Here is a 20,146-nt window from a genome sequence, read left to right as displayed (position 1 = left end):
TCACCCCCCTGACTGAGCGCGCCGGGACGCCCGGCATATCGTGATCACATGACTGTTGTCGCGGTACTCGGAGCCGGGATCATGGGGCTGCCCATGGCCCGCAATCTGGCCGGGGCGGGCCTGCGCGTACGCGCGTGGAACCGTACCAGGGACAAGGCCCTGCCGCTGGAGGCCGACGGCGTGGCGGTCGCGGACGCGCCGGCCGGGGCGGTCGAGGGCGCGGACGTCATCGTCACGATGCTGAGCGACGGTGACGCCGTGCACGACGCGATCTCCGCCGCCGCGCCGGGGCTGCGGCCCGGGCAGGTGTGGGCGCAGATGAGCACGGTCGGCGTGGACGCGGTCGGTCGGCTGGCCGCGCTGGCCGGGGAACACGGGCTGACGTTCGTGGACGCGCCGGTGCAAGGCACCAGGCAGCCGGCCGAGCAGGGCACGCTGGTCATCCTCGCGGCCGGGCCGCAGGCGGCCAGGCAGGCGCTGGAGCCGGTGTTCGCGGCGCTCGGGCAGCGCACGCTCTGGCTCGGCGAGGACGGGGCCGGCGGCGCGGGCACCAGGCTGAAGATGGCCACGGTCAGTTTCAGCATCTCGATGACCGCCGTCGTCGCCGAGGCGCTCTCCCTGGCCGAGGGGCTCGGGCTCGATCCTGATCTGGTGCGGCAGGTGATCGCCGGCGGGCCGCTGGACAGCGCGTACTTCCAGGCCAAGTCGCAGGCCATCCTGGAGGGCGACTTCACGCCCAGCTTCTCGGTGCGCAACGCCGAGAAGGACACCCGTCTCATCACCAGGGCGGGCGAGACGGCCGGGGTCAGGCTCGACCTGGTGGCCGCCGCGGGCGAGCGCTTCCGCCGGGCCGAGGCGGCCGGGCACGGCGACGAGGACATGGCGGCGACGTACTTCGCCTCCTTCGACCCCGGCCGGGACTCGCGCCGAGACGGGACGTGAGACCGGACCGCCGGCGACCGGCCCGATGATCGGGACCGCGCCGGACGGGCGTGCCCGCGCGGCGCGGGCACACCGGTCAGAGTTCGTCCACGTCCGCGTGCGGCCGGCCGCCGGAGAGCTTGGCGTAGCCGGGGCCGCGGTCGAAGAAGCGGTCGGCCGGTGGCCGCAGGCGGGCGCGGAGTTCGGCCGTGCCCTGCTCGTCGATGCGGTCGCCGTCCAGCACCACGCCGTAGTCGCCCAGGGCGCCGGCGATGGACACCTTGCCGTCGCGCACGTCGGCCGCCACCGCGCGGGGGTCGCGGTCGTACGGGGAGCCCCAGCCGCCACCGCCGGTGGTGCGGATCCTGATCAGCTCGCCCGCCTGCACCTGGTGGTCGTCGACCAGCCCCTCCATCTCCTTGCCCGCGATCTCGACCCGGAACGGCCGCCCGGCCAGGCCGCCGTTGACGCCCCAGCAGGACAGGATCGAGCGGTCGGCGATCGACATGTACGAGGCGTCGCGCAACATCCGGATGTGCTTGTCGTAGCCGAGCCCGCCCCGGTACATCCCCGGCCCGCCCGAGTCGCAGGCCAGCGCCAGCCGCTCCACCCGGAACGGCCACCTGGCCTCGGCGAACTCGACCGGGATGTTGCGCGAGTCGGGCACCACGTGGATGGTGTCCTCGCCGTCGGCGTACCAGCGCCCGCCCGAGCCGCCGCCCAGGACCTCCCGCATCAGGTACGGGGCCCCTTCTGCGTCGACGCCGTGGACGCCGGTGTAGCGGATGGTCTCCTGGTCGGCCGGCATGCGCCCGCCGGTCGCCTTGGCCAGGACGCCCGCCAGCACGCCGAGCAGGCGCAGGATGACGAACGTGCGGGCGTTGGTGGGCGCGGGGAAGATCGGGGTGAGCAGCGTGCCCTTCTCCGGGAAGATCATCTTGATCAGCGGCACGACGCCCTCGTTGACGTCCAGCTCCGCCATGCGTTCCGGCGTGTCGGCCAGGTTGCGCAGCACCGGGGCCAGCCACTTCTTCAGGAACACTCCGTCGGCGTAGTCGCCCGCGTGGTTGATCGGCCCCTTGGCCTGCGGCGAGGTGCCGGTGAAGTCGATGGTCAGGGGCGCGTCGGCGGCGTGGTCGACGGTGAGCGTGACGCGCTGGGCGTGCAGGCGGGGCTCGTCCACGCCGTCGTGCTCGGCGTAGTCCTCCCACACGTACGTCCCCTCGGGGATCTTGGCCAGCAGCTCCCTGCGGAACGTCTCGGTGGTCTTGTCGATGACGGCGTCGAAGCACTCCTGGACGGCCTGCTTGCCGTAGCGTTCGAACAGCTCGCCGAGCCGCCGCGCGCCCATCAGGCAGGCCGAGCACTCCGCGTCGAGGTCGCCGGCCAGCGAGTCGGGCATGCGGGAATTGCGGGTCATGATGCGCAGCGCGGCCTCGTTGGGCTCACCCGCGTCCCACAGTTTGATCGGCGGGACCATCAGGCCCTCTTCGTAGACCGATCGGGCATGGGAGGGCATGGAGCCGGGGACCGCGCCGCCGATGTCGTCGTGGTGGCCGAACGCCTGCACGAAGGCGACGACCTCGTCCTCGTGGAAGACGGGCACGGTGACGCACAGATCGGGCAGGTGGCCGATACCGCCCTCCGACAGGTAGACGTCGTTGTGGAAGTAGACGTCGCCCGGCTTCATCGTCTCGATCGGGAAGTCGCGCACGATGGGCTGGACGAGCGCGCTGTAGGAGCGGCCGGTGAGCTTGCGCAGGCGCGCGTCGTGGATGCCCGCGCGGAAGTCGTGGGCGTCGCGGATCATCGGCGAGCGGGCCGTGCGCGCGATCGCGGTCTCGACCTCCTTCTCGACGGAGGCCAGCGTGCCTTCCACGATCTCCACCAGGATGGGATCAGTCACGACTTATCTCCACATTTCCGTAATCGTCCACCTTTGCCGTGAAGCCCGGATGGATCGGGATCGTCGAGCCGTACTCCTCGATCACCGCGGGCCCCTGCACCGTGGCGCCGGGCCCGAGCGCCGCGCGCTGGTGGATCGGGGTGTCGCGGGTCTCGTCGAAGTGCACGGGACGCACCGAGGTGGCCCCGTCGCCCGCCTTCTCCAGCCGCCTGATGACCGGGCGGGTGATGGGGCCGATGCCGGAGACGCGCAGGTTGACCCATTCGACGCCGTGGCGCGGGTCGTCGCGGTAGGCGTAGCCGTAGAGCTTCTCGTGGGCCTCGTGGAAGCGGGAGACCACCTCGGCCTGCCACTCCTCGTCGATCTCGCCGGCGGGAGCGGGCACCCGGACCTCGTACGCCTGGCCGTAGTACCGCAGATCCGCGCTGCGCTGGTAGACCGGGTCGGCGAAGCCCTCGCGGTCGAGGGCCTCGCCCGCCTGATGCTCCAGGTCGTGGAAGATCTCGACGGCCTTGCCGAGCGAGAGGTCGCGGGTGACGTACGTACGGACGTAGTCGTTCTTGACGTCCACCGTGAGCAGCCCGAACGCCGAGACGTTGCCCGGATCGCGCGGGACGATCACGGACGGCAGGCCCAGGATGTCGATCAGCCGGCACGCCAGCAGCGGGCCCGACCCGCCGAACGTCACCAGCGGGAAGTCCCGCACGTCCAGCCCGCGCTTGACGGTGAGCTGCCTGATGGCGTTGCTCTGGTTGAACGCGCTGATCTCCAGGATCCCGGTCGCCGTGCGCTCGGGGGTGAGGCCGAGCTTGTCGGCCAGCGCCTCGACGCCGGTGCGCGCGGCCTCGGCGTCCAACGGGATCTCCCCGCCGAGCAGGTGGGGCGGGACCCGGCCGAGGAACACGTGCGCGTCCGTCACCGTCACCTCGGTGCCGCCCTTGCCGTAGCAGAGCGGGCCGGGGTCGGCGCCCGCGGACCTGGGCCCGACCTTGAGCGTGCCCTCGGGCGAGATCCAGGCGATCGAGCCGCCGCCCGCGCCGACCGTGATGATGTCGATCATCGGGATCTTGCACGGGTAACGGCCGACGGAGCCCTCGGTGGTGATGGACGGCTCGCCGTCGATCACCACGGCCACGTCGGTCGAGGTGCCGCCGCCGTCCAGGGTGATCACCGACTCGTGCCCGGCCGTCGAGGCGATGAGCGCCGCGCCGAGCGCGCCGGCCGCCGGGCCCGACAGGACCGTGGTGATGGGCTGGTTGACGACCTCGCGGGCGGACAGGATGCCGCCGTTGGACTTCATCACCGAGAACGGCTTGCCGAGCCGGTTGGACAGGTTCGCGATGTAGCCGCGCATGGCCGGTTTGACCGCGGCGTCGACCAGGGTGGTGACCGAGCGCTCGTACTCGCGGTATTCGCGCAGCACGTCGCTCGACAGCGAGATCACCGCCTCCGGGTGCTCGCGCCACAGCACCTCGCGCATGCGGCGCTCGTGCTCGGGGTTGGCGTAGGAGTGCAGGAAGCAGACCCCGATCGCGGTGATGCCCTTGGCCCGGAACCAGCGGGCCACCTCCACGGCCTGCTCCTCCGAGAACGGCCACACCTCCTCGCCCCGGTGGTCGAGCCGCCCGCCGACGGTCTTGACCAGGTGCACGGGAACGATCCTGGGCGGCTTGACCCAGAAGTAGGAGTTGCCGTAACCGTCGGGCACGCTCTGCCTGGCGATCTCCAGGACGAACTCGAAGCCCTCGGTCGTGATGAACCCGAGGCTTTCGATCCGGTCCTCCAGCAGCCGGTTCGTGGCCACGGTTGTGCCGTGCACGATGGCGCCGGCGTCGTGCCGGCCCAGCTTCTCGATGCCCGCGAGAAACCCGTCGGCCGGGTTCGCGGGGGTCGAGGGGGTCTTCGTGGTGAGGATCTCACCGGTCTCCTCGTCCACCGCCACGACGTCGGTGAACGTGCCTCCGGTGTCCACTCCGATACGGACGCTACGCATGACTCCTCAGCTTCGGCGTCGGCCGAGCACTTCGTCGATGACTCGGGGCGCGTTCTGTGTGCCGACGTAGGCCGCCAGCCTGACCACCATCTCCTGGGACCGGGCCAGCTCGGCCTCCACTCTCGCCTTTCCGGACTGACCCGCCTGAACGCCGAAGTAAGCCCCGATAATGGTACCGACCACCCCCGCGACTCCCGCGAAGAGCGCGGCGAACTCCCCGGTGGCGAACACGGCGGCGCCGAACGCGACCAGGATCGCGACGATACCGGCCACGACCACGAGGAAGCCGTACCGCCATCGGGTGGCATCCGCCTGGGCGGCCGTGAGGTCGTCCGGGGTCATCATCGCGTCGAGCGACGACGGTTTGGACGGGGAATTATCGGTGACCACTGATTCCTCCTGATACTCAGGGGACAAAATGTCCCACGAGGTCATGGGACAAGCCAAGCCACTAAGCTGGCGGCCCGTGACTGAACTGTCTGCCTTGTCTGCCGTGCCCTCTGGAGCCAGGGATGCCGTACTGAAGTTCTACTTCGGTCCCATGGACTGCGGGAAGTCCACCCTTGCGCTCCAGATGAACTACAACCACGGACGGCAGGGCCGGCGCGGCCTGGTGCTGACCAAGCACGACCGCTCGGGCGGCCCGAAGGTGACCAGCAGGATAGGGCTCGGGCTTGAGGCCATCGAGGTCGAGGACTCCGTGGACCTGGTCCGGCTGGTGACCGCGCACGACCGCATCGACTACCTCATCTGCGACGAGGCCTGCTTCTACACCGTCGAGCAGATCGAGCAGCTGGCCGATCTGGTGGACGGCCACGGCGTGGACGTCTACGCCTTCGGGCTGGCCTCGGACTTCAGGTCGGTGATGTTCCCGGCGGCGCAGCGGCTGTTCGAGCTGGCCGACGAGGTGTGCCGGCTGCAGGTCGAGGTGCTGTGCTGGTGCGGGCGGCCCGGCCAGCTCAACGCCAGGATCGTGGGCGGGGCGATGGCGCGCACCGGCGAGCAGGTGGTGATCGGCGACACCGACGCCGCGCACGTGCGCTATCAGGTGTTGTGCCGCCGCCACCACCGGGCCGGCCAGCTCGGGGAGGGCGCGCTCAGCCCGCTGGAGGCGGGACCAGGCGCTCCAGGACGTCTCTGAGGAGCCCGGCGTCGCCGCCGGACAATGCGGACAGGAACTCCTCCTCCGCCGCGTCCACGGCGATCCTGGCCCCGCCCAGCGTCCGGTGCCCGCGCTCGGTCGGCTCGACCACGTTCTTGCGCCGGTCGTCGGGATGCGGCCGGCGGCGGACGAGGTCCTTGCGCTCCAGCGCGTCGACCATGGCCACCATCGTCGTGCGGTCGATCCCGAGCCGCCTGGCCGCGTCGAGCTGCGACATGGGCACGGGCGAGTCGAGCAGCGCGAGCACCGCGAACTCACGCCCGTCGATCCCGTACGGCGCCAGCGCCGCGCCCACCAGCTCGGACAGGCGCAGGTTGGCGTGCTTGAGCAGATAACCAAGGCGAGGTCTCGACACCCTGCGATTCTCCCACCCGCCGGTGGCCCCGGAGCCGCTCAGACCGCGCAGACGCCGTCGTCGTCGCACCCCTCGGCCGGGGCGGCGAGCTGGGTGATCGGCGTCTGGCCGGTGCGCTCGGCCACCTCGTCGATCGCGGCGGCGAAGGTGTCGACCGGCTGCGCGCCCGAGACGGCGTACTTGCCCTCGAACAGGAAGAGCGGCACCCCGCTGATGCCGAGCGAGCGGGCCCTGGCCAGCTGCTCACGCACCTCCTCCGCCCCCTCCCCCGTGTCCGTCACGCCCACCTCGGCGGCCAGCTCGGCCAGCACCCCGGGGTCGGACACGTCGCGGCCCTCGGAGAAGTAGGCGCGGAAGAGCCGCCCGGCCATCTCCTCGCCGAGCCCCTGCCGCCCGGCCACCTCGATGAGGCGGTGCGCCGCCAGGGTGGTGGCGTTGAGCGCCCGGTCGTAGTCGAGCTCCAGGCCCTCCTCGGCCGCGGTGCCGACGACCCGATCGATCATCTGGCGGGCGTTGGGCCCGAACTTGCGCTCCATCGACGGGATCAGCGGCTCGCCCTTGGCCGGGGCGTCCGGATCGAGCTGGAACGGCCGCATCGTCACCTCGATCGAGCCGCCCTTGTCGCGGAACCGCTCGGCGGCCTTGGCGAACCTGGCGTGGCCGATGTAACACCACGGGCACACGACGTCAGAGAAAATCTCCACCTTCATGTCGGCCTCAACCGACGCCGCCCGCCGTTGATTCCTATCCCGCGGCCAGTTCCTCCAGCCGGTACGGCAGGTACGCGGAATCGTCGACCAGCGCCGAGGCCCCGCGCCACCAGCCGAACCACTCGCCGCTGCGCCACATCCAGTCCACCCGCTCGATGGCGGCCACCACGTCGCCCACGGTCCGCCAGCTCTCGCCGAGCTGCTCGCGGGTGGCGCCGTGGCGCATCGCCCACGCCCGCAGCACGTCGGCGGCGCCGGCGGGCACCTCGCGCGCGTAGGGGTCGGGGCTCTCCCCCGGCAGCCGGTGCGGCCCGAGCCCGGCCGCCACGCCCCAGCTCCACTGGGCCTCGGCCGGGCGGGAGTAACGCAGCGAATGGAAGTCCAGGTTGGAGCCGAGCTCCTCGTCGGCCCTGCGGGCGACGACCGCGTCGAGCCTGCCGCCGGCGTCGAAGTGCACGACGAGCCGCTGGCCCGGCCTGACGTCCGGCGGCAGGTCGAAGCGGTCCTCGGCCTGCCAGGAGTTGAGGTCGACCTGCGCGACGGGCGCGCCCCAGAGCTGGTCGGCGGCGTCGTCGGCGATCCAGGCGGCGAGCATCTCCAGAGCGGTCAGATCGGTCCACGGCTCGATCGCGACGGCCGTGCGCACCACCTCGTCGGGCGGGGGCAGCTTGCCGCCCCTGGACCTGCCCCACCACTGCTCGCCCAGCTCGCGGGTGCCGACCAGCAGCGCGGCGATGGCGGCCAGCTCCGCCGAGCGCCTGGTGAGCTGGGCGCCGAGGGCCAGGTCGAGCGTGCGCCCGGTGCGGTCGTCGCCGAGCACGGGGCGCACGTCTCCGATCAGCGTCTCGGCCGTCGGGCGCTCCTCGCCCAGCAGGTCGCGTACGACTCGCCTGGCCTCGGTCCGTGCGTCTTCAGCGTGTGCCTGCCGCATACCGCCACGCTACGCCCGGAGATCCTTTTCCGCGAGAGTCCACGACGCCACCGCCCTCAGGCGCCGCGCCGCCGGCCTCAGGCGTCGCGCCGCCACCCGCGCCCGAACAGCCAGCCCACCGCCGCTCCGGCGAGCGCGACGCCCGCGCCCATGCCGAAGGAGGCCAGCATCACCCATGGGCGGGTCTCGGTGTGCCGCGCGGCGGGCCGCTCGTAGACCGTTCCGGCCGTTCGGGGCGCCTGCGCGGGCTGAACGGCCTGGACGGCTCCGGCGGCTTGGGCGGCGGAGCCGGAGGACGGAACGGCGTCCGGGGACTGGGCGGCCCCGGCGGGCTGAACGGTGCCAGAGGGCCCGGCGAGCTCGCCGGGCGCGGCGGCGTAGGGCACGACCTCGCAGATCTCGGCGGGCGCGCGCAGGTGCTCGTCCACGGCCGAGAAGAACTCCGCCGCCGTCCGCCTGGCCGCCGCTCCCAGCATCCGCTGCCCGACCCCGCCGATCATGCCGCCGATCACGGCCTCGGCGTCGTAGTCGACCCGCGTCCCGCCGTCGACCTCGCTCAGCCGGACCTGTACGGTCGCGTCCACGGTTCCCGGCGCGCCCTGCCCGCACGCCCGCAGCGTGAAGCTCTCCGGCGCCAGCGGGTCGCCCAGCGACACCTCTCCCTGGTAGACGCCCTTGATGGAGGCCACCCCCGCGTTGACCGTCATCCGGTACGTGTCCGGCCCCGTCTCCTCCAGCCGCTCGCATCCCGGAATGGTGCGCACCAGCACCTCCGGATCCCGCAGCGCCGTCCACGCCTGGTCCCTGTGCACGCCGATCACGGCGCTGCCCGCCACCTTCATGCAGACACTTTAGGCAGACGCGGACGGCCCGATAAGGGCAACACCTGCCAGACGCGGGCATGGCGCGGTGATCAAGACTGGCAAGATGGTGCCCCATGCGCAGGGGGCGGAGGACGTACGGGACGGGCGACGGGGTGATCGGCGGGGTGATCGGCGGGCCGATCGGCGCGGCTGCCGGGCGGGCGGCCGCCGGGGCGTGTGTGGTGATGCTGGCGGCGTGCGCGCCGGCCGGGACCGGCACCGGAGCCGCCGGATCGGCGACCCCGGCGGTGTCACGGACGGCGCCCTCGAAGGCCCCTTCGACAGCGCCCCCGGCCGGCCCGCCCGGCGTGATGCCCAGGACCGGTGAGGTGCGCCCGATCGAGCGCACCGGCGGCCTCCCGCCCGTGATCAGCTCCATCCCCACCAAGCGCAAGGTCGTCTTCCTCACCATCGACGACGGCTGGGAGCAGGACCCCGGCTTCACCGCGCAGATTCGCGACCAGCGCATCCCGGTCACCGCCTTCGCCATGCGCGACGCGGTCGAGGCCAAGGGCACCCCGGACGAGGCGGGCGGCCGGGCCCGCTACGTCGGCGCCGGCAAGTGGGGATATTTCCGGCAATTGCGGGATGCCGGAGTGCCCGTCGAGAACCACACCCTCACCCATCCCGACCTCCGCCTGCTGGGCCGCGACGCCCAGCGCAGGGAGATCTGCGGCGCGGCCAAGCTCATCGGCAAGCAGGTCGGCGCGCGGCCCACGCTGTTCCGGCCGCCGTTCGGCGTCTACAACACCGACACGCTCACGGCCGCCGAGAACTGCGGCGTGACGGCCGTGCTCCTCTGGACCGCGACCGTGCAGCCGGGCGGGAAGATCGCCTACCAGGTGCCCGACAAGCGGCTGCGCCCCGGCGACATCCTGCTGATGCACTTCCGCCCCAACCTGGCCAGGGACTTCCGCGTCCTGGTCGAGAAGATCCGGCGGCGCGGCTACGAGCTGGGGAACCTCCAGGCGTACCTGGCCGCCGCCCGCGTCCGCTGAGGTCCGCCGCGCGGCGGACCCGCTTGTCAGCCCGGCGGGGGACGCGCTGACGAGCCCGCCCGCGCCATCCTCGATGACCGTCGGAAGTCCAGCGAAGGGGATGTGACCAAGAACGCATCCCATTGCTCTACAGCTTGTAGTACTACTGTGGGTAGATGTACTACAGCGTGTAGAGCTCAGGGAGTCGGCGGGGAGAATGGACGCACTAGACCTTGCGCGGTGGCAGTTCGGGGTGACCACCGTCTACCACTTTCTGTTCGTGCCCTTGACCATCGGTCTCGGGATCTTCGTGGCCGGCCTGCAGACGGCCTGGCACCGTACGGGCAAGGAGCAGTACCTGACGCTGACGAAGTTCTTCGGGAAGCTGTTCCTGATCAACTTCGCCATGGGCGTGGTCACCGGCATCGTGCAGGAGTTCCAGTTCGGGATGAACTGGAGCGAGTACTCCGTCTTCGTGGGCGACGTCTTCGGGGCGCCGCTGGCCATGGAGGCGCTGCTGGCGTTCTTCATGGAGTCCACGTTCCTCGGCCTGTGGATCTTCGGCTGGGACCGGCTGCCGAAGCGGGCGCACCTGGCCTGCATCTGGGCGGCGGCCGTCGGCTCCAACGTGTCGGCCTACTTCATCCTCGCGGCCAACGCCTGGATGAAGCACCCCGTGGGCTACGAGGTCGTGGACGGCCGGGCCAGGATGACCGACCTGTGGGCGGTGCTGACCAACCCCACCGCGCTGGCCCAGGTCCCGCACGTGATCGGGGCGGCGTTCATCGTGGCGGGCGGGTTCGTGCTGGCGGTGTGCGGCTACTGGATGCTGCGCACGCGCCGGACCGGCGACGGCGGCATGTGGCGTGGTGCGGCCCGCGCGGCGCTGGTGATGACGGCCCTCGCGGGCGTGCTCGTCGCGGCCACCGGCGACACCTCCGCCAAGCTCATGTACGAGCAGCAGCCGATGAAGCTGGCCTCGGCCGAGGGCCTCGAACGCGACACCGCCGCGGCCCCGTTCAGCCTCGTCCCAGGCGTCGAGATCCCCGCCGTGCTCAGCTTCCTGGCCACGAACGACCCGGGCGCCACCGTCCAGGGCACCGAGGACCTGCAGCGGCGCTTCGAGCGGCAGTTCGGCCCCGGCGACTACCGGCCGGACCAGACGATCGTGTTCTGGTCGTTCCGGGTGATGATCGTGTTCGGGCTGTCCACCGTGGGCCTGTCGGTGCTCGGGCTCTGGCTGACCCGCCGCCGGCGTCCCTTCCCCGCCTGGCTCTCGCGGGCGCTGCTGCTGTCGCTGCCGCTGCCGCTGGTCGCGGTGACCGCCGGCTGGCTGCTCAGCGAGATCGGCCGCCAGCCGTGGACGGTCGCCGGCGAGTTGCTCACGGCCTCCAGTGTGTCGCCGGGGGTGTCGCTGGCCGAGGTGGCCACCTCGCTGACCCTCTTCACCCTCCTGTACGGCGCGCTGGCGGTGGCCGAGACCGTGCTGCTGACCAGGCACGTGCGCAAGGGCGCGGCGGAACGGGCGCCGCTGCCCGCGGCCGAGCGGCGCGAGCCGTCCCTGATGTACTGAGGAGCTGACCAATGATCGAGTTGTGGTTCGCCGTCATCGCCTTCCTCTGGACCGGCTACTTCGTCCTTGAGGGCTTCGACTTCGGCGTCGGCATGCTGGCGCCGCTGGTGAGCAGGAACGCCGCCGAGCAGCGGGCCGGCCTGGAGACCATCGGCCCGGTGTGGGACGGCAACGAGGTGTGGCTGATCACCGCGGTCGGAGCCATGTTCGCCGCCTTCCCCGCCTGGTACGCGGGCCTGTTCAGCACCTTCTACCTGCCCGTGGTGCTGGTCCTGGCCGGGCTGATCGTGCGCGGCGTCGGGCTGGAGTGGCGCGGCAAGGTGACGAATCCGCTCTGGTGCGACCTCGGCATCGTGGTGGGCAGCGCGATCCCGGCGTTCCTGTGGGGCGCGATCTTCGCCAGCCTGCTGTTCGGCGGCGTCGCCCCGGCCCTGCTCGGCGGCGCGTTCACGCTGGCCGTGTGCGCCCTGCACGGCGCGGTCTTCCTGGCGCTGCGCACCACGGGCCCGGTGCGCCGCCGGGCCAGGACCGTCGCCCTGGCCGCCGGCGCCGTGACGATCCCGGTCGCCGTCTTCGCCCTGTCGAGCCTGGGCACGGCTCCCGCCCTCGCCGCGATGGCGGCGCTGGCCGCGGCCACGGCGCTGATCTGGCGGCGCAGGGAGGGCTGGGCGTTCACGGCCACGGCGGGCGCGATCGTGCTGACCACGCTGGCGGTCTTCATGGAGCTGCGGGTACGGCCGCTGCCGGGGCTCACCCTGGCCGAGGCGGCCTCCGGCCCGTACACGCTGACCATGCTGACCTGGATCGGGCTGATCACGCTGCCGTTCATCCTGGTCTACCAGGGGTGGACGTACTGGGTGTTCAGGAAGCGGATCAAGGTGCCCGCCTGACGGACGACGCGCCCAGCATGGACGGCGCGCTCAGCCGGCGGGGGCGCCGCCCAGGTAGAGGCGGCCCAGCCGGGGGTCGGCGGCCAGTTCGCGGGCCGGGCCGCTGATGTGCACCCGGCCGAGGTCCAGCACGCAGCCGAGGTCGGCCGTCTCCAGGGCCCTGCGCGCGTTCTGCTCCACCAGCAGCACCGCCACGCCGGTCCTGCGCATGAGGTCGATCTGGTCGAAGACCACCTGCGTGTTGCGCGGGTCGAGGCCCATCGAGGGCTCGTCGAGCAGCACCACGGACGGCTCCAGCATCAGCGCGCGGGCGAACTCGACCTGCTTCTGCTGCCCGCCGGACAGCAGACCCGCCATGCTGCCCCACCGTTCGCGCACCACGGGGAACAGGTCCTTGACCACCTCGATCCGCTCCTTCAGCCGGGCCTGGTCGCGGACGGTGAAGCCGCCGAGCCGCACGTTCTCGGCCACCGTCATCTCGCGGAACACGCTGTGCCCCTGCAGCACGTGGGCCAGGCCGAGCCCGAGCAGCCGCTGCGGCGACACGCCCGTCACGTCCCGCCCGGCCAGCAGCACCCGGCCCGACCTGGGCGCGAGCAGGCCGCTGGCCACCTTGAGCGCGGTGGACTTGCCCGCGCCGTTGGGGCCGACCAGGCAGACGACCTCCCCGGCGCGCACGGTCACGGTCAGGCCGCGCAGCACGGGCGCGGCCCTGCCGTACCCGGCCACCACGTCCTCCAAAGACAGCACCGTCTCAGACACCGAGATACGCCTCCAGCACCCGCGGATCCTCCCGCACCGCCGACGGCGGCCCCTCGGCGATGGGCGCGCCGCGGTCGAAGACGATCACGTGGTCGCACATGCCCATCACCATGTCCATGTTGTGCTCGACGACCAGGAAGGTGCGGCCCTCCGCGTTGAGGTCGCGGACGAGGCCGGTGATCCGGTCGATCAGCGCCGGGTTGACCCCGCCCGCGGGCTCGTCGAGCAGCACCAGGTCCGGCTCGGCCATGAGGACGGCGGCCAGTTCGAGTAGTTTCTGCTGGCCGTAGGACAGGTCGCGGGCCTCGGCCTCCTCCAGGTGCTCGATGCCCATGCGGCGCAGCCAGTGGCGGGCCCGTTCGGTCTCGCCCGCGTCGCGCAGCCCGGCCATCAGCTCGCGCAGCCGGGTGCGGCGGACCGCGACCAGCATGTTCTCCAGCACGGTCAGGCGGGGGAAGACGCGGCAGAGCTGGAAGGTGCGGCCGATGCCGGCGTGCGCGATCCGGTGCGGCGCGTGCCGGGTGATCTCCCTGTCGCGGTAGAGCACCCGGCCGGCGTCCGGCCTGATCATGCCGGTGACGATGTTGAAGAACGTCGTCTTGCCCGAGCCGTTCGGCCCGATCAGGCCGTTGATCGCGCCGTCGCGCAGCTCGACGGTGACGCCGTCCACGGCCAGCACGCCGCCGAACGACTTCGTCAGCCCCTCCGTCCGCAGCGAGCTCATGAGGACACCCCCTGCAGCCGCTGGTCGGCGCTCTCGTCGGGGATGGACGGACCCGCCCGCCGCCTGGCGAACCTGGCCAGGATCCCCTCCGGCATGAACAGCACGACCAGCACGAGCACCAGCCCCGTCGCGGTCAGGTGGATCTGCGTCTCACCCAGCGCGATCAGGAAGTACTCCCCCGCCGGGGCCACGATGAGCGCGCCGAGCAGCGGCCCGAGCAGGTGCCTGACGCCGCCGAGCAGGCTCATGAGCACCATGGACGAGCCGATCAGGATGGAGAAGACGAAGATCGGGTCGAGGCTGCCGAACCAGAGCGCGTACAGGCCGCCGGCCAGCGCGACGAACAGGGCGGACAGGGCGAAGGCCGCCACCTTGTACGCCGCCGTCGGCACCCCCAGCGACTCGGCCTTGTCCTCGTCCTCCCTGATGGCCCGCAGCCCCGCGCCGAAGCGGGAGCGGGAGATCTGCCACCAGGCCAGCAGCGCGACCCCGAGCAGCACCAGGAACAGATAGAAGAACACCAGATGGGTCTGGCCCCTGTGCAGCCCGGGGAAGGGCGAGGGCACCTGGAGACCGGTGGAGCCGCCGGTCAGCGAGCGCCAGCCCTGCACGACGAGGTTCATCATCGACACGAGCGCGATGGAGACGATCACGAACGAGGCGCCGCGCACGCGCACGGCGGCGATGCCGACGCCGGCCGCGAACAGCGTGACCAGCAGCGCCGAGACCGGCAGGGCGACGAGCCAGGGCACGTCCAGGCGCACGACCAGCAGCCCGGTGCCGTACGCGCCCAGCCCGAAGAAGGCCGAGTGGCCGAGCGAGACGTAGCCGGTGAAGCCGCCGAGCAGGTTCCAGGAGGTGGACATGGCGGCGTACATGACAGTCAGCGCGCCCGCGTACACCAGGTAGTAGTTGGGCACCAGCCACGGGTAGGCGATCGCGAGCGCGCCCGCCAGCAGCGGCAGTCCTCTAGAAACGGTGCGCAAGCCGGCCTCCGAAGAACCCCTGGGGGCGGACGAGCAGGGCCAGGAAGAGGAAGACGTAGAACATCATGGTGGCCCAGGTCGCGTCCACGGTCACCAGCACGACGCCCTCGACGACCCCGAGGAGCACGGCCGCGAGGGCGGCTCCGGTCACGCTGCCCAGGCCGCCGACCACGATGACGGCCATGAGCTTGCCGATCCACACCCAGTGGGAGGCGGGGAAGAACGGCGTGATCAGCGCCAGCACCGTGCCGCCTGCGGCGGCCGTGGCCAGGCCCACGCCGAAGCCGTGGCCGGCCACGCGCTCGGTCGGGATCCCGACCAGCCTGGCCGCCTCGCGGTGCTGGATCGTGGCCCGCAGTGCCTGCCCGAACCTGCTTTTGACCAGCACCGCGAACAGCACGCCGAGGGTGAGCGCGGCCACGAGGAAGGCGATGATCTTGTCGTACGGGAGGTGCACGCCGGCCACGGTGAGCGACCGGGTGGCGTAGTCCATGCTGATCGACTTGTACGAGCCGGTGTAGAACGTGCCGAGCAGACCCTCGATGGTCAGCGCCAGCCCGAAGGTCAGCAGCACCGACATCATCGCCACGTTCTCCGGCGCCAGCCGGGCGATGAGCAGCCGCTGCACCGCCACGCCCAGCGCGAAGAACAGCGGCACGGTCACCGGCAGCGCCAGGAACGGGTCCACGCCGAACACGGTGTGCGCGGTGTAGGTCAGGTAGGCGGCCAGGAAGAGGAACGCCGGGTGCGCCACCATGACCACCCGCATCACGCCGAAGTACAGCGACAGGCCGGAGGCGAGCAGCGCGTACAGGCCGCCGGTCAGCACGCCCAGGGCCAGGCCCTGCGCGAGCAGGCTCACCACGGCTTCTTCGGGTAGACGATGCCGGCGGTCTTGGCCTGCTCGGGCAGCACGATCTCGACCTTGCCGTTCACGTACTGCTGGATCATGTGCGCCTGTTCGGGCCGGCCCTTGTCGTCGAACGACAGCGGCCCCACGACGGTGTCGAACGTGGCCTGCCCGATGTGCGCGGTCAGTTTGTCCTGGCACTCCTTGGACGGGTCCGCGCACTGGGCCGCGGCCACGGCCGCCTCGACGATCTGGCCGACGGTGTAGCCGTTGGCCGCGTCCTCGTTGGCGTCGCCGCCGAACATCTCCTTGTACCGCTTGACCAGGTCCTGGTTGCCGGTGAACGTGGCGGTGGCCGACCAGCCGACGGGCGAGATGACGTGCTCGGCCGCCCCCTTCACCGCGGCGGGAAACTCCGCCAGCGTCGGCCCGGTCGAGAAGGCCGCCAGCTTCGGCTGCACCTTGAGCTCCTGCAGCGCCCGCACGAGGCCGACCGAGTCCTCGAACTGCGTGCCGCCCACGACCAGGTCGGGCTTGGCAGCCGCGATCTTGGCGGCGATGGGGGCGAAGTCGGTGGTCTCCGGCGGGTAGACCTCGTCCACGACGGTCTTGATCCCGGCCGCGGCCAGCTTGTCGCGCAGCCCGTACGCGGTGCCCTGGGCGAAGGGGTCGTCCAGGCTGGCGTACGCCGCCGTCTTCGGCCGCTGGTCGGCGGGCAACTGGGTGAGGTAGTCGGACAGGTAGTCGTAGTGGTCGCCGGCGATGGCGGGGGCGGCGTAGAAGAGCCGCTTGAAGCCCTGCTCGAAGACCTCGGCGGCGGCGCCGGCCGGCTCCACGAAGAGCATCCCGTACGACTCGGCGACCTTCGCCGCCGGGATGACCAGGCGCGAGGAGAACGGCCCGAAGACCAGGTCCACCTTGTCCTGGGTGATGAGCGACTCGTAGTCGGAGCTGACCCGGTTGGGGTCGGAGGCGTCGTCGCGGAAGATCAGCTCGACCTTCCTGCCGAGCAGGCCGCCCTTGGCGTTCACCCGGTCGGCCCAGACCTGGTAACCCTCCTGGATGCCCTTGCCCGGCTCGGAGAAGTCGCCGGTGAGCGGTAAGGAGACGCCGATCCGCACCGGCCCCCGCTGCTGTCCGGGCGACGGCGCCGCGCCGGGTTCGTCGGTCTTCGCGCAGGCGGTGAGCGCCAGTGCGCAGAGGGAGATGATCGCCAGGCCCTTGCTTACTCTTGCCATCGAGGAGACCCCCGTCAGAAGAGGCGAGCGAAAGCGCTTTCGTAAGCGCTTTCGGTTACGATTACACGGGATTTCGCCCCATACAAGGGGGTACGCACCGCATGGCAGAACGCCCCTCCCCGCGGCCTTCCCCACCCAGCGCCCCACCTGGCGCCCTTCCCGACACCCGCGCGGGCACCCTGGCCGGCGCTCCTCCCGGCGCTCCTCCCGGCGCTCCTCCCGGCGAGCCGTCCGGCCCGCCGCGCCTGATCGACGTGGCCAGGGCGGCCGGGGTGTCGCTGGCCACCGCCTCGCGGGCGATGACCGGCAGCGCCGGGGTGAGCCCCCGGGTCGCCGCGCACGTGCGGGCCATCGCCGCTCAGGTGGGGTACGTGCCCAACAGCCACGCGCGGGCGCTGGCCGGCGGGCAGGCGTCCATGGTCGGGCTGGTCGTGCACGACGTGGGCGACCCTTACTTCGGCGAGATCGCGCGGGGCGTGCTGCGTGAGACGGACAGCCGCGGCTACCTGGCGCTGATCAGCCAGACCGAGCGCGACCCGCGCGCCGAGCTGGCCAGGATCCGCGCGCTGCGGGCGCACCGGGTGACCTCGATCGTGCTGGCCGGCTCGGGCTACGTGGACGCGCGCACCGAGACCGACATCGCGGCCGAGCTGCGCTCGTTCACCGCGGCGGGCGGGCGCGTCGCGGTGATCGGCCGGCACCACCTGCCGGTGGACGCGGTGCTGCCCGACAACGCCGCCGGCGGCGCGACCCTCATGCGCCACCTGCTCGACCTGGGTCACCGCCGGCTCGGCGTGCTCGGCGGCCCGGCCAACCTGACCACCGTCGAGGACCGGCTGGCCGGGCTGCGCACCGCGTACGGGGCGGCCGGGCTCGACTGGGCGTCGGTGCCGGTCGTGCACGGGGACTTCACCCGCGAGGGCGGCGCGGCGGCCACGGCCCGGCTGGTACGCGCCCATCCGGAGCTGACGGCGGTGGTCGCGCTCAACGACCCGATGGCGGTGGGGGCGCTGTCGTGGCTGCTCAACCACGGGCGGCGGGTGCCGGAGGAGATCTCGGTGGCCGGGTTCGACGACGTGCCGGTGGCCAGGGACGTCTATCCGGCGCTGACCACGGTCAGACTGCCCATGGTCGGCATGGGCAGGCAGGCCCTGGAACTGGTGCTCAAGCCGCCCGCCACCCGCCCGCGCCGCCGCCGTACCCGGCACGAGCTGGTCGTCAGAGCCTCCACGGCCGCACCCCGCCCCTGAGCGGGGATCGGGTGCGGTTCGGGAGACGCGCCGGCCACCGTTTCACGGCCGGTGGCCGGAGGCGTGCGTCAGCCGACGACCTTCATCTGCTTGGTGCGGTGGTCGGTGAGGTGCAGGTCGCCGCCGAGCCGTTCCTTGAGCAGGTCGAGCACCTTGCGGCTGGACAGGACCGTCCAGAGGTTGCCCACCAGGTGCGGGTTGTACTCGGGAGCGGCGTCCATCCAGGCGTCCTTGCCGGTCTGGCTGGCGAACGTCGTGACGAAGAACTCGCCGTCCGGTGTGCGGCAGAAGCCCGTGCGGATCTCGGCGGCGTCGACCTGCATGCGAGGCGTGCAGCCGACCTTGGCGGAGATCTGCTCGACCGTGAGCGGCGCGGCGCCGGCCAGCTTGCCGGCGGACGCGACGTAGCCGCCGCCGCTCCCCGAGGAGCAGCCGGCGACCAGCGCCGCCAGCAGCGCGACAGCGGTCAGGCGGGGGATTGTCGTCATGTGCGGGGGTACGCGGCCCTTCCTACCTCGGTTCAGACTCATACCGTCCGGCTATTTGGGCGCAGGCGTCTTGGAGACCCGGTGGTCGGTCAGGTGCAGGTCGCCGTTGAGCGGTCCCCTGATCGTCTCAAGCACCTTCAACGGCCCCAGCACGGTCCACTTGGGTCCGACCAGATGGGGGTTGTACTCGGGGGCCCGGTCCATCCACTCGTCCTTGAGCTTCTCCGTCTTGAACGTGTTGACGAAGAACTCACCGTCCTGGGTCTTGCAGTACGCCGTACGGACCTCGTCGGCGTCGACCTGCATCTTCGGCTTGCAGCCGACCTTCTCGGAGATCTGCTCGACCGTGAGCGGGGCGGGGTTGGGGGGCTGGTTCTTGCCTGCTGCGACGTAGTCGCTCCAGCCGCCCCCTGAGGAGCAGCCGGCGACCAGTCCGGCCAGCAGCGCGAAAGCGGCCAGACGTGGAAATGTCGTCATGTGCGAGGGTACGCAGGCCCGCCCGGCGCGGTTCACCGCCGGACGACTCCGGTTCGCGGTGGGGTGCTCCCGGTTTCACCTCAGCACGACGCACCCGCGCGCTTCGAGCCGGGCCAGCACCTGCGGCTCACCGTCCAGCTTGTTCCAGCGCAGATCGAGTTTCTCCAGGTCGGGCAGGGTGTCCGGCAGGTCGCGCAGCCGGTTGTCACGCAGGTCGAGCTGCTTCAGCCCGGCGGGCAGCGACTCCGGCAGCCGGCCGAGCCGGTTGTCGCGGAGATCCAGCACCTTCAGCTTCTCCGGCAGCCGTCCGGGCAGCTCCCGCAGCCGGTTGCCCTGGAGGTGCAGCTCACGCAGCCGGGGCAGGTCGCCGATCGTCTCCGGCAGCGACTCCAGCCGGTTGCCGTAGAGCCGCAGCTCCACCAGCGCCGTCATGGAGCCGAGCGAGGCGGGCAGGCGGGTGATCCGGTTGTCGGTCAGGTTGAGGTAGGCCAGCCGGTCGAGCCGCCCGATCGACTCCGGCACCTCGGTGAAGAGGTTGTCGCTGAGGTAGAGGTAGTCGGTCAGCGGCAGGTCGCCGAGTTCGGGCGGGATCTCGGTGAGCCGGTTGTGGCCCAGGTCGAGCATGCGCAGCCGGGCCAGCGCGCCGATGCCCGCGGGGAGCTCCGTGAGCGCGTTCTGGGCCACGTTGAGCGATTCGAGGCCGGTCAGCTTCCAGAGCGTGTCCGGGAGCGCGGTGAGGCCGTTCGCGCCTACGTGCAGGTGCCTGAGCGTCGCCGGCAGCCGGCCGGGGAGTCCGGCGAGGCGGTTGCCGTACAGGAAGAGGCTCTCCAGACCGGGCGGGCAGGCGGGGAAGGACGTCAGCGCGTTGCCGTCGAGGTGCAGCGCGCGCAGCGCGGTCAGCCCGGACAGGTCGGGCAGCGTGCGCAGGCCGTTGCCGTCGAGGCGGAGCTCCTCCAGCGCGGCGAGCCCGGCCACCCAGCCGGGCACCTCGGCGATCTCGTTCCAGGCCAGGTCGATCAGGCGGACGTCGCCGGGCACGTCGGGGAAGGCGGTCAGACCGGAGTCGGGGGCACGCATGGCGCCGATCATC

General features: G+C 71.8%; 21 protein-coding genes. 6 read left to right on the top strand and 15 right to left on the bottom strand.

Annotation, left to right across the window (positions count from 1 at the left end):
- Positions 1-48 precede the first annotated feature (48 nt).
- Positions 49-942, top strand: coding sequence for an NAD(P)-dependent oxidoreductase (locus B0I32_RS01770; RefSeq protein WP_106234326.1), 894 nt, complete (start codon positions 49-51; stop codon positions 940-942).
- 76 nt (positions 943-1,018) lie between these two features.
- On the opposite strand, the gene B0I32_RS01765 is transcribed toward B0I32_RS01770, so the two are convergent.
- From B0I32_RS01765 to B0I32_RS01755, 3 genes are read right to left on the bottom strand one after another with little or no spacing between them, the layout of a single operon-like run.
- A complete protein-coding gene (locus tag B0I32_RS01765; RefSeq protein WP_106234325.1) occupies positions 1,019-2,827 on the bottom strand; it encodes a hydantoinase B/oxoprolinase family protein in 1,809 nt (602 codons plus the stop codon).
- Positions 2,820-4,820, bottom strand: a complete 2,001-nt coding sequence (locus B0I32_RS01760) for a hydantoinase/oxoprolinase family protein (protein WP_106234323.1) — start codon at positions 4,818-4,820, stop codon at positions 2,820-2,822. Before B0I32_RS01760 ends, B0I32_RS01765 begins: the two co-directional genes overlap by 8 nt.
- Positions 4,821-4,826: 6 nt before the next feature.
- The gene (locus B0I32_RS01755; protein ID WP_245955473.1) at positions 4,827-5,255 is read right to left on the bottom strand and encodes a hypothetical protein; all 429 of its coding nucleotides are present in this window, start codon (positions 5,253-5,255) and stop codon (positions 4,827-4,829) included.
- Here B0I32_RS01755 and B0I32_RS01750 point away from each other — a divergent pair.
- Complete coding sequence (locus tag B0I32_RS01750) at positions 5,239-5,961, top strand: thymidine kinase (RefSeq protein WP_342751700.1); 723 nt, start codon at positions 5,239-5,241, stop codon at positions 5,959-5,961. The genes B0I32_RS01755 and B0I32_RS01750 overlap by 17 nt on opposite strands.
- Here B0I32_RS01750 and B0I32_RS01745 read toward each other — a convergent pair.
- The 4 genes from B0I32_RS01745 to B0I32_RS01730 all read right to left on the bottom strand — a co-directional run bounded on the left by B0I32_RS01745 (position 5,918) and on the right by B0I32_RS01730 (position 8,820).
- Entirely contained in the window at positions 5,918-6,337 is a 420-nt protein-coding gene (locus B0I32_RS01745; protein ID WP_106234321.1) for a MarR family winged helix-turn-helix transcriptional regulator, read from the bottom strand. The two genes, B0I32_RS01750 and B0I32_RS01745, sit on opposite strands and share 44 nt — an antisense overlap.
- 38 nt (positions 6,338-6,375) lie before the next feature.
- Positions 6,376-7,047 carry a DsbA family oxidoreductase gene (locus B0I32_RS01740; RefSeq protein ID WP_106234320.1) on the bottom strand — a complete coding sequence of 224 codons (672 nt, stop codon included), beginning with the start codon at positions 7,045-7,047 and terminating at the stop codon, positions 6,376-6,378.
- Between the two features lie 34 nt (positions 7,048-7,081).
- Complete coding sequence (locus tag B0I32_RS01735) at positions 7,082-7,978, bottom strand: hypothetical protein (protein ID WP_106234318.1); 897 nt, start codon at positions 7,976-7,978, stop codon at positions 7,082-7,084.
- A gap of 77 nt (positions 7,979-8,055) precedes the next feature.
- On the bottom strand, positions 8,056-8,820 hold the full coding sequence (locus tag B0I32_RS01730; protein ID WP_106234317.1) for an SRPBCC family protein: 765 nt from the start codon (positions 8,818-8,820) through the stop codon (positions 8,056-8,058).
- Between the two features lie 95 nt (positions 8,821-8,915).
- On the opposite strand from B0I32_RS01730, the gene B0I32_RS01725 reads away from it, so the two are divergent.
- The 3 genes from B0I32_RS01725 (at position 8,916) to cydB (ending at position 12,281) form a co-directional block, all read left to right on the top strand.
- Positions 8,916-9,839 (top strand): polysaccharide deacetylase family protein, encoded by a 924-nt coding sequence (locus B0I32_RS01725; protein ID WP_245955469.1) that lies wholly within the window; start codon positions 8,916-8,918, stop codon positions 9,837-9,839.
- Positions 9,840-10,035: 196 nt separating this feature from the next.
- Positions 10,036-11,391, top strand: coding sequence for a cytochrome ubiquinol oxidase subunit I (locus B0I32_RS01720; protein ID WP_106234315.1), 1,356 nt, complete (start codon positions 10,036-10,038; stop codon positions 11,389-11,391).
- An 11-nt stretch (positions 11,392-11,402) separates the two neighbouring features.
- On the top strand, positions 11,403-12,281 hold the full coding sequence (cydB, locus tag B0I32_RS01715; RefSeq protein ID WP_106234314.1) for a cytochrome d ubiquinol oxidase subunit II: 879 nt from the start codon (positions 11,403-11,405) through the stop codon (positions 12,279-12,281).
- 30 nt (positions 12,282-12,311) lie between these two features.
- Here the strand turns inward: cydB and B0I32_RS01710 are convergent, their stop codons facing one another.
- From B0I32_RS01710 to B0I32_RS01690, 5 genes are read right to left on the bottom strand one after another with little or no spacing between them, the layout of a single operon-like run.
- Positions 12,312-13,043 (bottom strand): ABC transporter ATP-binding protein, encoded by a 732-nt coding sequence (locus B0I32_RS01710; protein WP_106234312.1) that lies wholly within the window; start codon positions 13,041-13,043, stop codon positions 12,312-12,314.
- Complete coding sequence (locus B0I32_RS01705; RefSeq protein WP_106234311.1) at positions 13,036-13,767, bottom strand: ABC transporter ATP-binding protein; 732 nt, start codon at positions 13,765-13,767, stop codon at positions 13,036-13,038. The genes B0I32_RS01710 and B0I32_RS01705 overlap by 8 nt, the downstream gene beginning before the upstream one ends.
- Positions 13,764-14,753 (bottom strand): branched-chain amino acid ABC transporter permease, encoded by a 990-nt coding sequence (locus tag B0I32_RS01700; RefSeq protein WP_219911593.1) that lies wholly within the window; start codon positions 14,751-14,753, stop codon positions 13,764-13,766. The genes B0I32_RS01705 and B0I32_RS01700 overlap by 4 nt, the downstream gene beginning before the upstream one ends.
- Positions 14,737-15,615, bottom strand: a complete 879-nt coding sequence (locus tag B0I32_RS01695) for a branched-chain amino acid ABC transporter permease (protein WP_219911592.1) — start codon at positions 15,613-15,615, stop codon at positions 14,737-14,739. Before B0I32_RS01695 ends, B0I32_RS01700 begins: the two co-directional genes overlap by 17 nt.
- On the bottom strand, positions 15,612-16,841 hold the full coding sequence (locus tag B0I32_RS01690; RefSeq protein WP_106234307.1) for an amino acid ABC transporter substrate-binding protein: 1,230 nt from the start codon (positions 16,839-16,841) through the stop codon (positions 15,612-15,614). Before B0I32_RS01690 ends, B0I32_RS01695 begins: the two co-directional genes overlap by 4 nt.
- Before the next feature lie 101 nt (positions 16,842-16,942).
- Here B0I32_RS01690 and B0I32_RS01685 point away from each other — a divergent pair, with 101 nt between their 5' ends.
- A complete protein-coding gene (locus B0I32_RS01685) occupies positions 16,943-18,091 on the top strand; it encodes a LacI family DNA-binding transcriptional regulator (protein ID WP_106234306.1) in 1,149 nt (382 codons plus the stop codon).
- Between the two features lie 68 nt (positions 18,092-18,159).
- Here the strand turns inward: B0I32_RS01685 and B0I32_RS01680 are convergent, their stop codons facing one another.
- The 3 genes from B0I32_RS01680 to B0I32_RS01670 all read right to left on the bottom strand — a co-directional run bounded on the left by B0I32_RS01680 (position 18,160) and on the right by B0I32_RS01670 (position 20,133).
- The gene (locus B0I32_RS01680) at positions 18,160-18,579 is read right to left on the bottom strand and encodes a hypothetical protein (RefSeq protein ID WP_106234304.1); all 420 of its coding nucleotides are present in this window, start codon (positions 18,577-18,579) and stop codon (positions 18,160-18,162) included.
- 51 nt (positions 18,580-18,630) lie between these two features.
- A complete protein-coding gene (locus B0I32_RS01675; RefSeq protein ID WP_106234303.1) occupies positions 18,631-19,056 on the bottom strand; it encodes a hypothetical protein in 426 nt (141 codons plus the stop codon).
- Positions 19,057-19,131: 75 nt separating this feature from the next.
- Positions 19,132-20,133, bottom strand: coding sequence for a leucine-rich repeat domain-containing protein (locus B0I32_RS01670; protein ID WP_106234825.1), 1,002 nt, complete (start codon positions 20,131-20,133; stop codon positions 19,132-19,134).
- Positions 20,134-20,146: the final 13 nt, after the last annotated feature.

Source organism: Nonomuraea fuscirosea (genome assembly GCF_003001935.1).
Classification (GTDB): Bacteria; Actinomycetota; Actinomycetes; order Streptosporangiales; family Streptosporangiaceae; genus Nonomuraea; species Nonomuraea fuscirosea.
The sequence above is the reverse complement of the archived record's forward strand: the minus strand, read 5'-3'. Positions and strand labels throughout refer to the sequence as shown.

Bases quoted from the DNA above. Each gene is read 5' to 3' on its own strand.
- B0I32_RS01760 (WP_106234323.1), bottom strand. From the start codon at position 4,820: ATGCGTAGCGTCCGTATCGGAGTGGACACCGGAGGCACGTTCACCGAC.
- B0I32_RS01720 (WP_106234315.1), top strand. From the start codon at position 10,036: ATGGACGCACTAGACCTTGCGCGGTGGCAGTTCGGGGTGACCACCGTC.
- B0I32_RS01680 (WP_106234304.1), bottom strand. From the start codon at position 18,579: ATGACGACAATCCCCCGCCTGACCGCTGTCGCGCTGCTGGCGGCGCTG.
- B0I32_RS01740 (WP_106234320.1), bottom strand. From the start codon at position 7,047: ATGAAGGTGGAGATTTTCTCTGACGTCGTGTGCCCGTGGTGTTACATC.
- B0I32_RS01705 (WP_106234311.1), bottom strand. From the start codon at position 13,767: ATGAGCTCGCTGCGGACGGAGGGGCTGACGAAGTCGTTCGGCGGCGTG.
- B0I32_RS01690 (WP_106234307.1), bottom strand. From the start codon at position 16,841: ATGGCAAGAGTAAGCAAGGGCCTGGCGATCATCTCCCTCTGCGCACTG.
- B0I32_RS01670 (WP_106234825.1), bottom strand. From the start codon at position 20,133: ATGCGTGCCCCCGACTCCGGTCTGACCGCCTTCCCCGACGTGCCCGGC.
- B0I32_RS01770 (WP_106234326.1), top strand. From the start codon at position 49: ATGACTGTTGTCGCGGTACTCGGAGCCGGGATCATGGGGCTGCCCATG.
- B0I32_RS01735 (WP_106234318.1), bottom strand. From the start codon at position 7,978: ATGCGGCAGGCACACGCTGAAGACGCACGGACCGAGGCCAGGCGAGTC.
- cydB (WP_106234314.1), top strand. From the start codon at position 11,403: ATGATCGAGTTGTGGTTCGCCGTCATCGCCTTCCTCTGGACCGGCTAC.
- B0I32_RS01685 (WP_106234306.1), top strand. From the start codon at position 16,943: ATGGCAGAACGCCCCTCCCCGCGGCCTTCCCCACCCAGCGCCCCACCT.
- B0I32_RS01675 (WP_106234303.1), bottom strand. From the start codon at position 19,056: ATGACGACATTTCCACGTCTGGCCGCTTTCGCGCTGCTGGCCGGACTG.
- B0I32_RS01755 (WP_245955473.1), bottom strand. From the start codon at position 5,255: ATGACCTCGTGGGACATTTTGTCCCCTGAGTATCAGGAGGAATCAGTG.
- B0I32_RS01730 (WP_106234317.1), bottom strand. From the start codon at position 8,820: ATGAAGGTGGCGGGCAGCGCCGTGATCGGCGTGCACAGGGACCAGGCG.
- B0I32_RS01750 (WP_342751700.1), top strand. From the start codon at position 5,239: ATGTCCCACGAGGTCATGGGACAAGCCAAGCCACTAAGCTGGCGGCCC.
- B0I32_RS01725 (WP_245955469.1), top strand. From the start codon at position 8,916: ATGCGCAGGGGGCGGAGGACGTACGGGACGGGCGACGGGGTGATCGGC.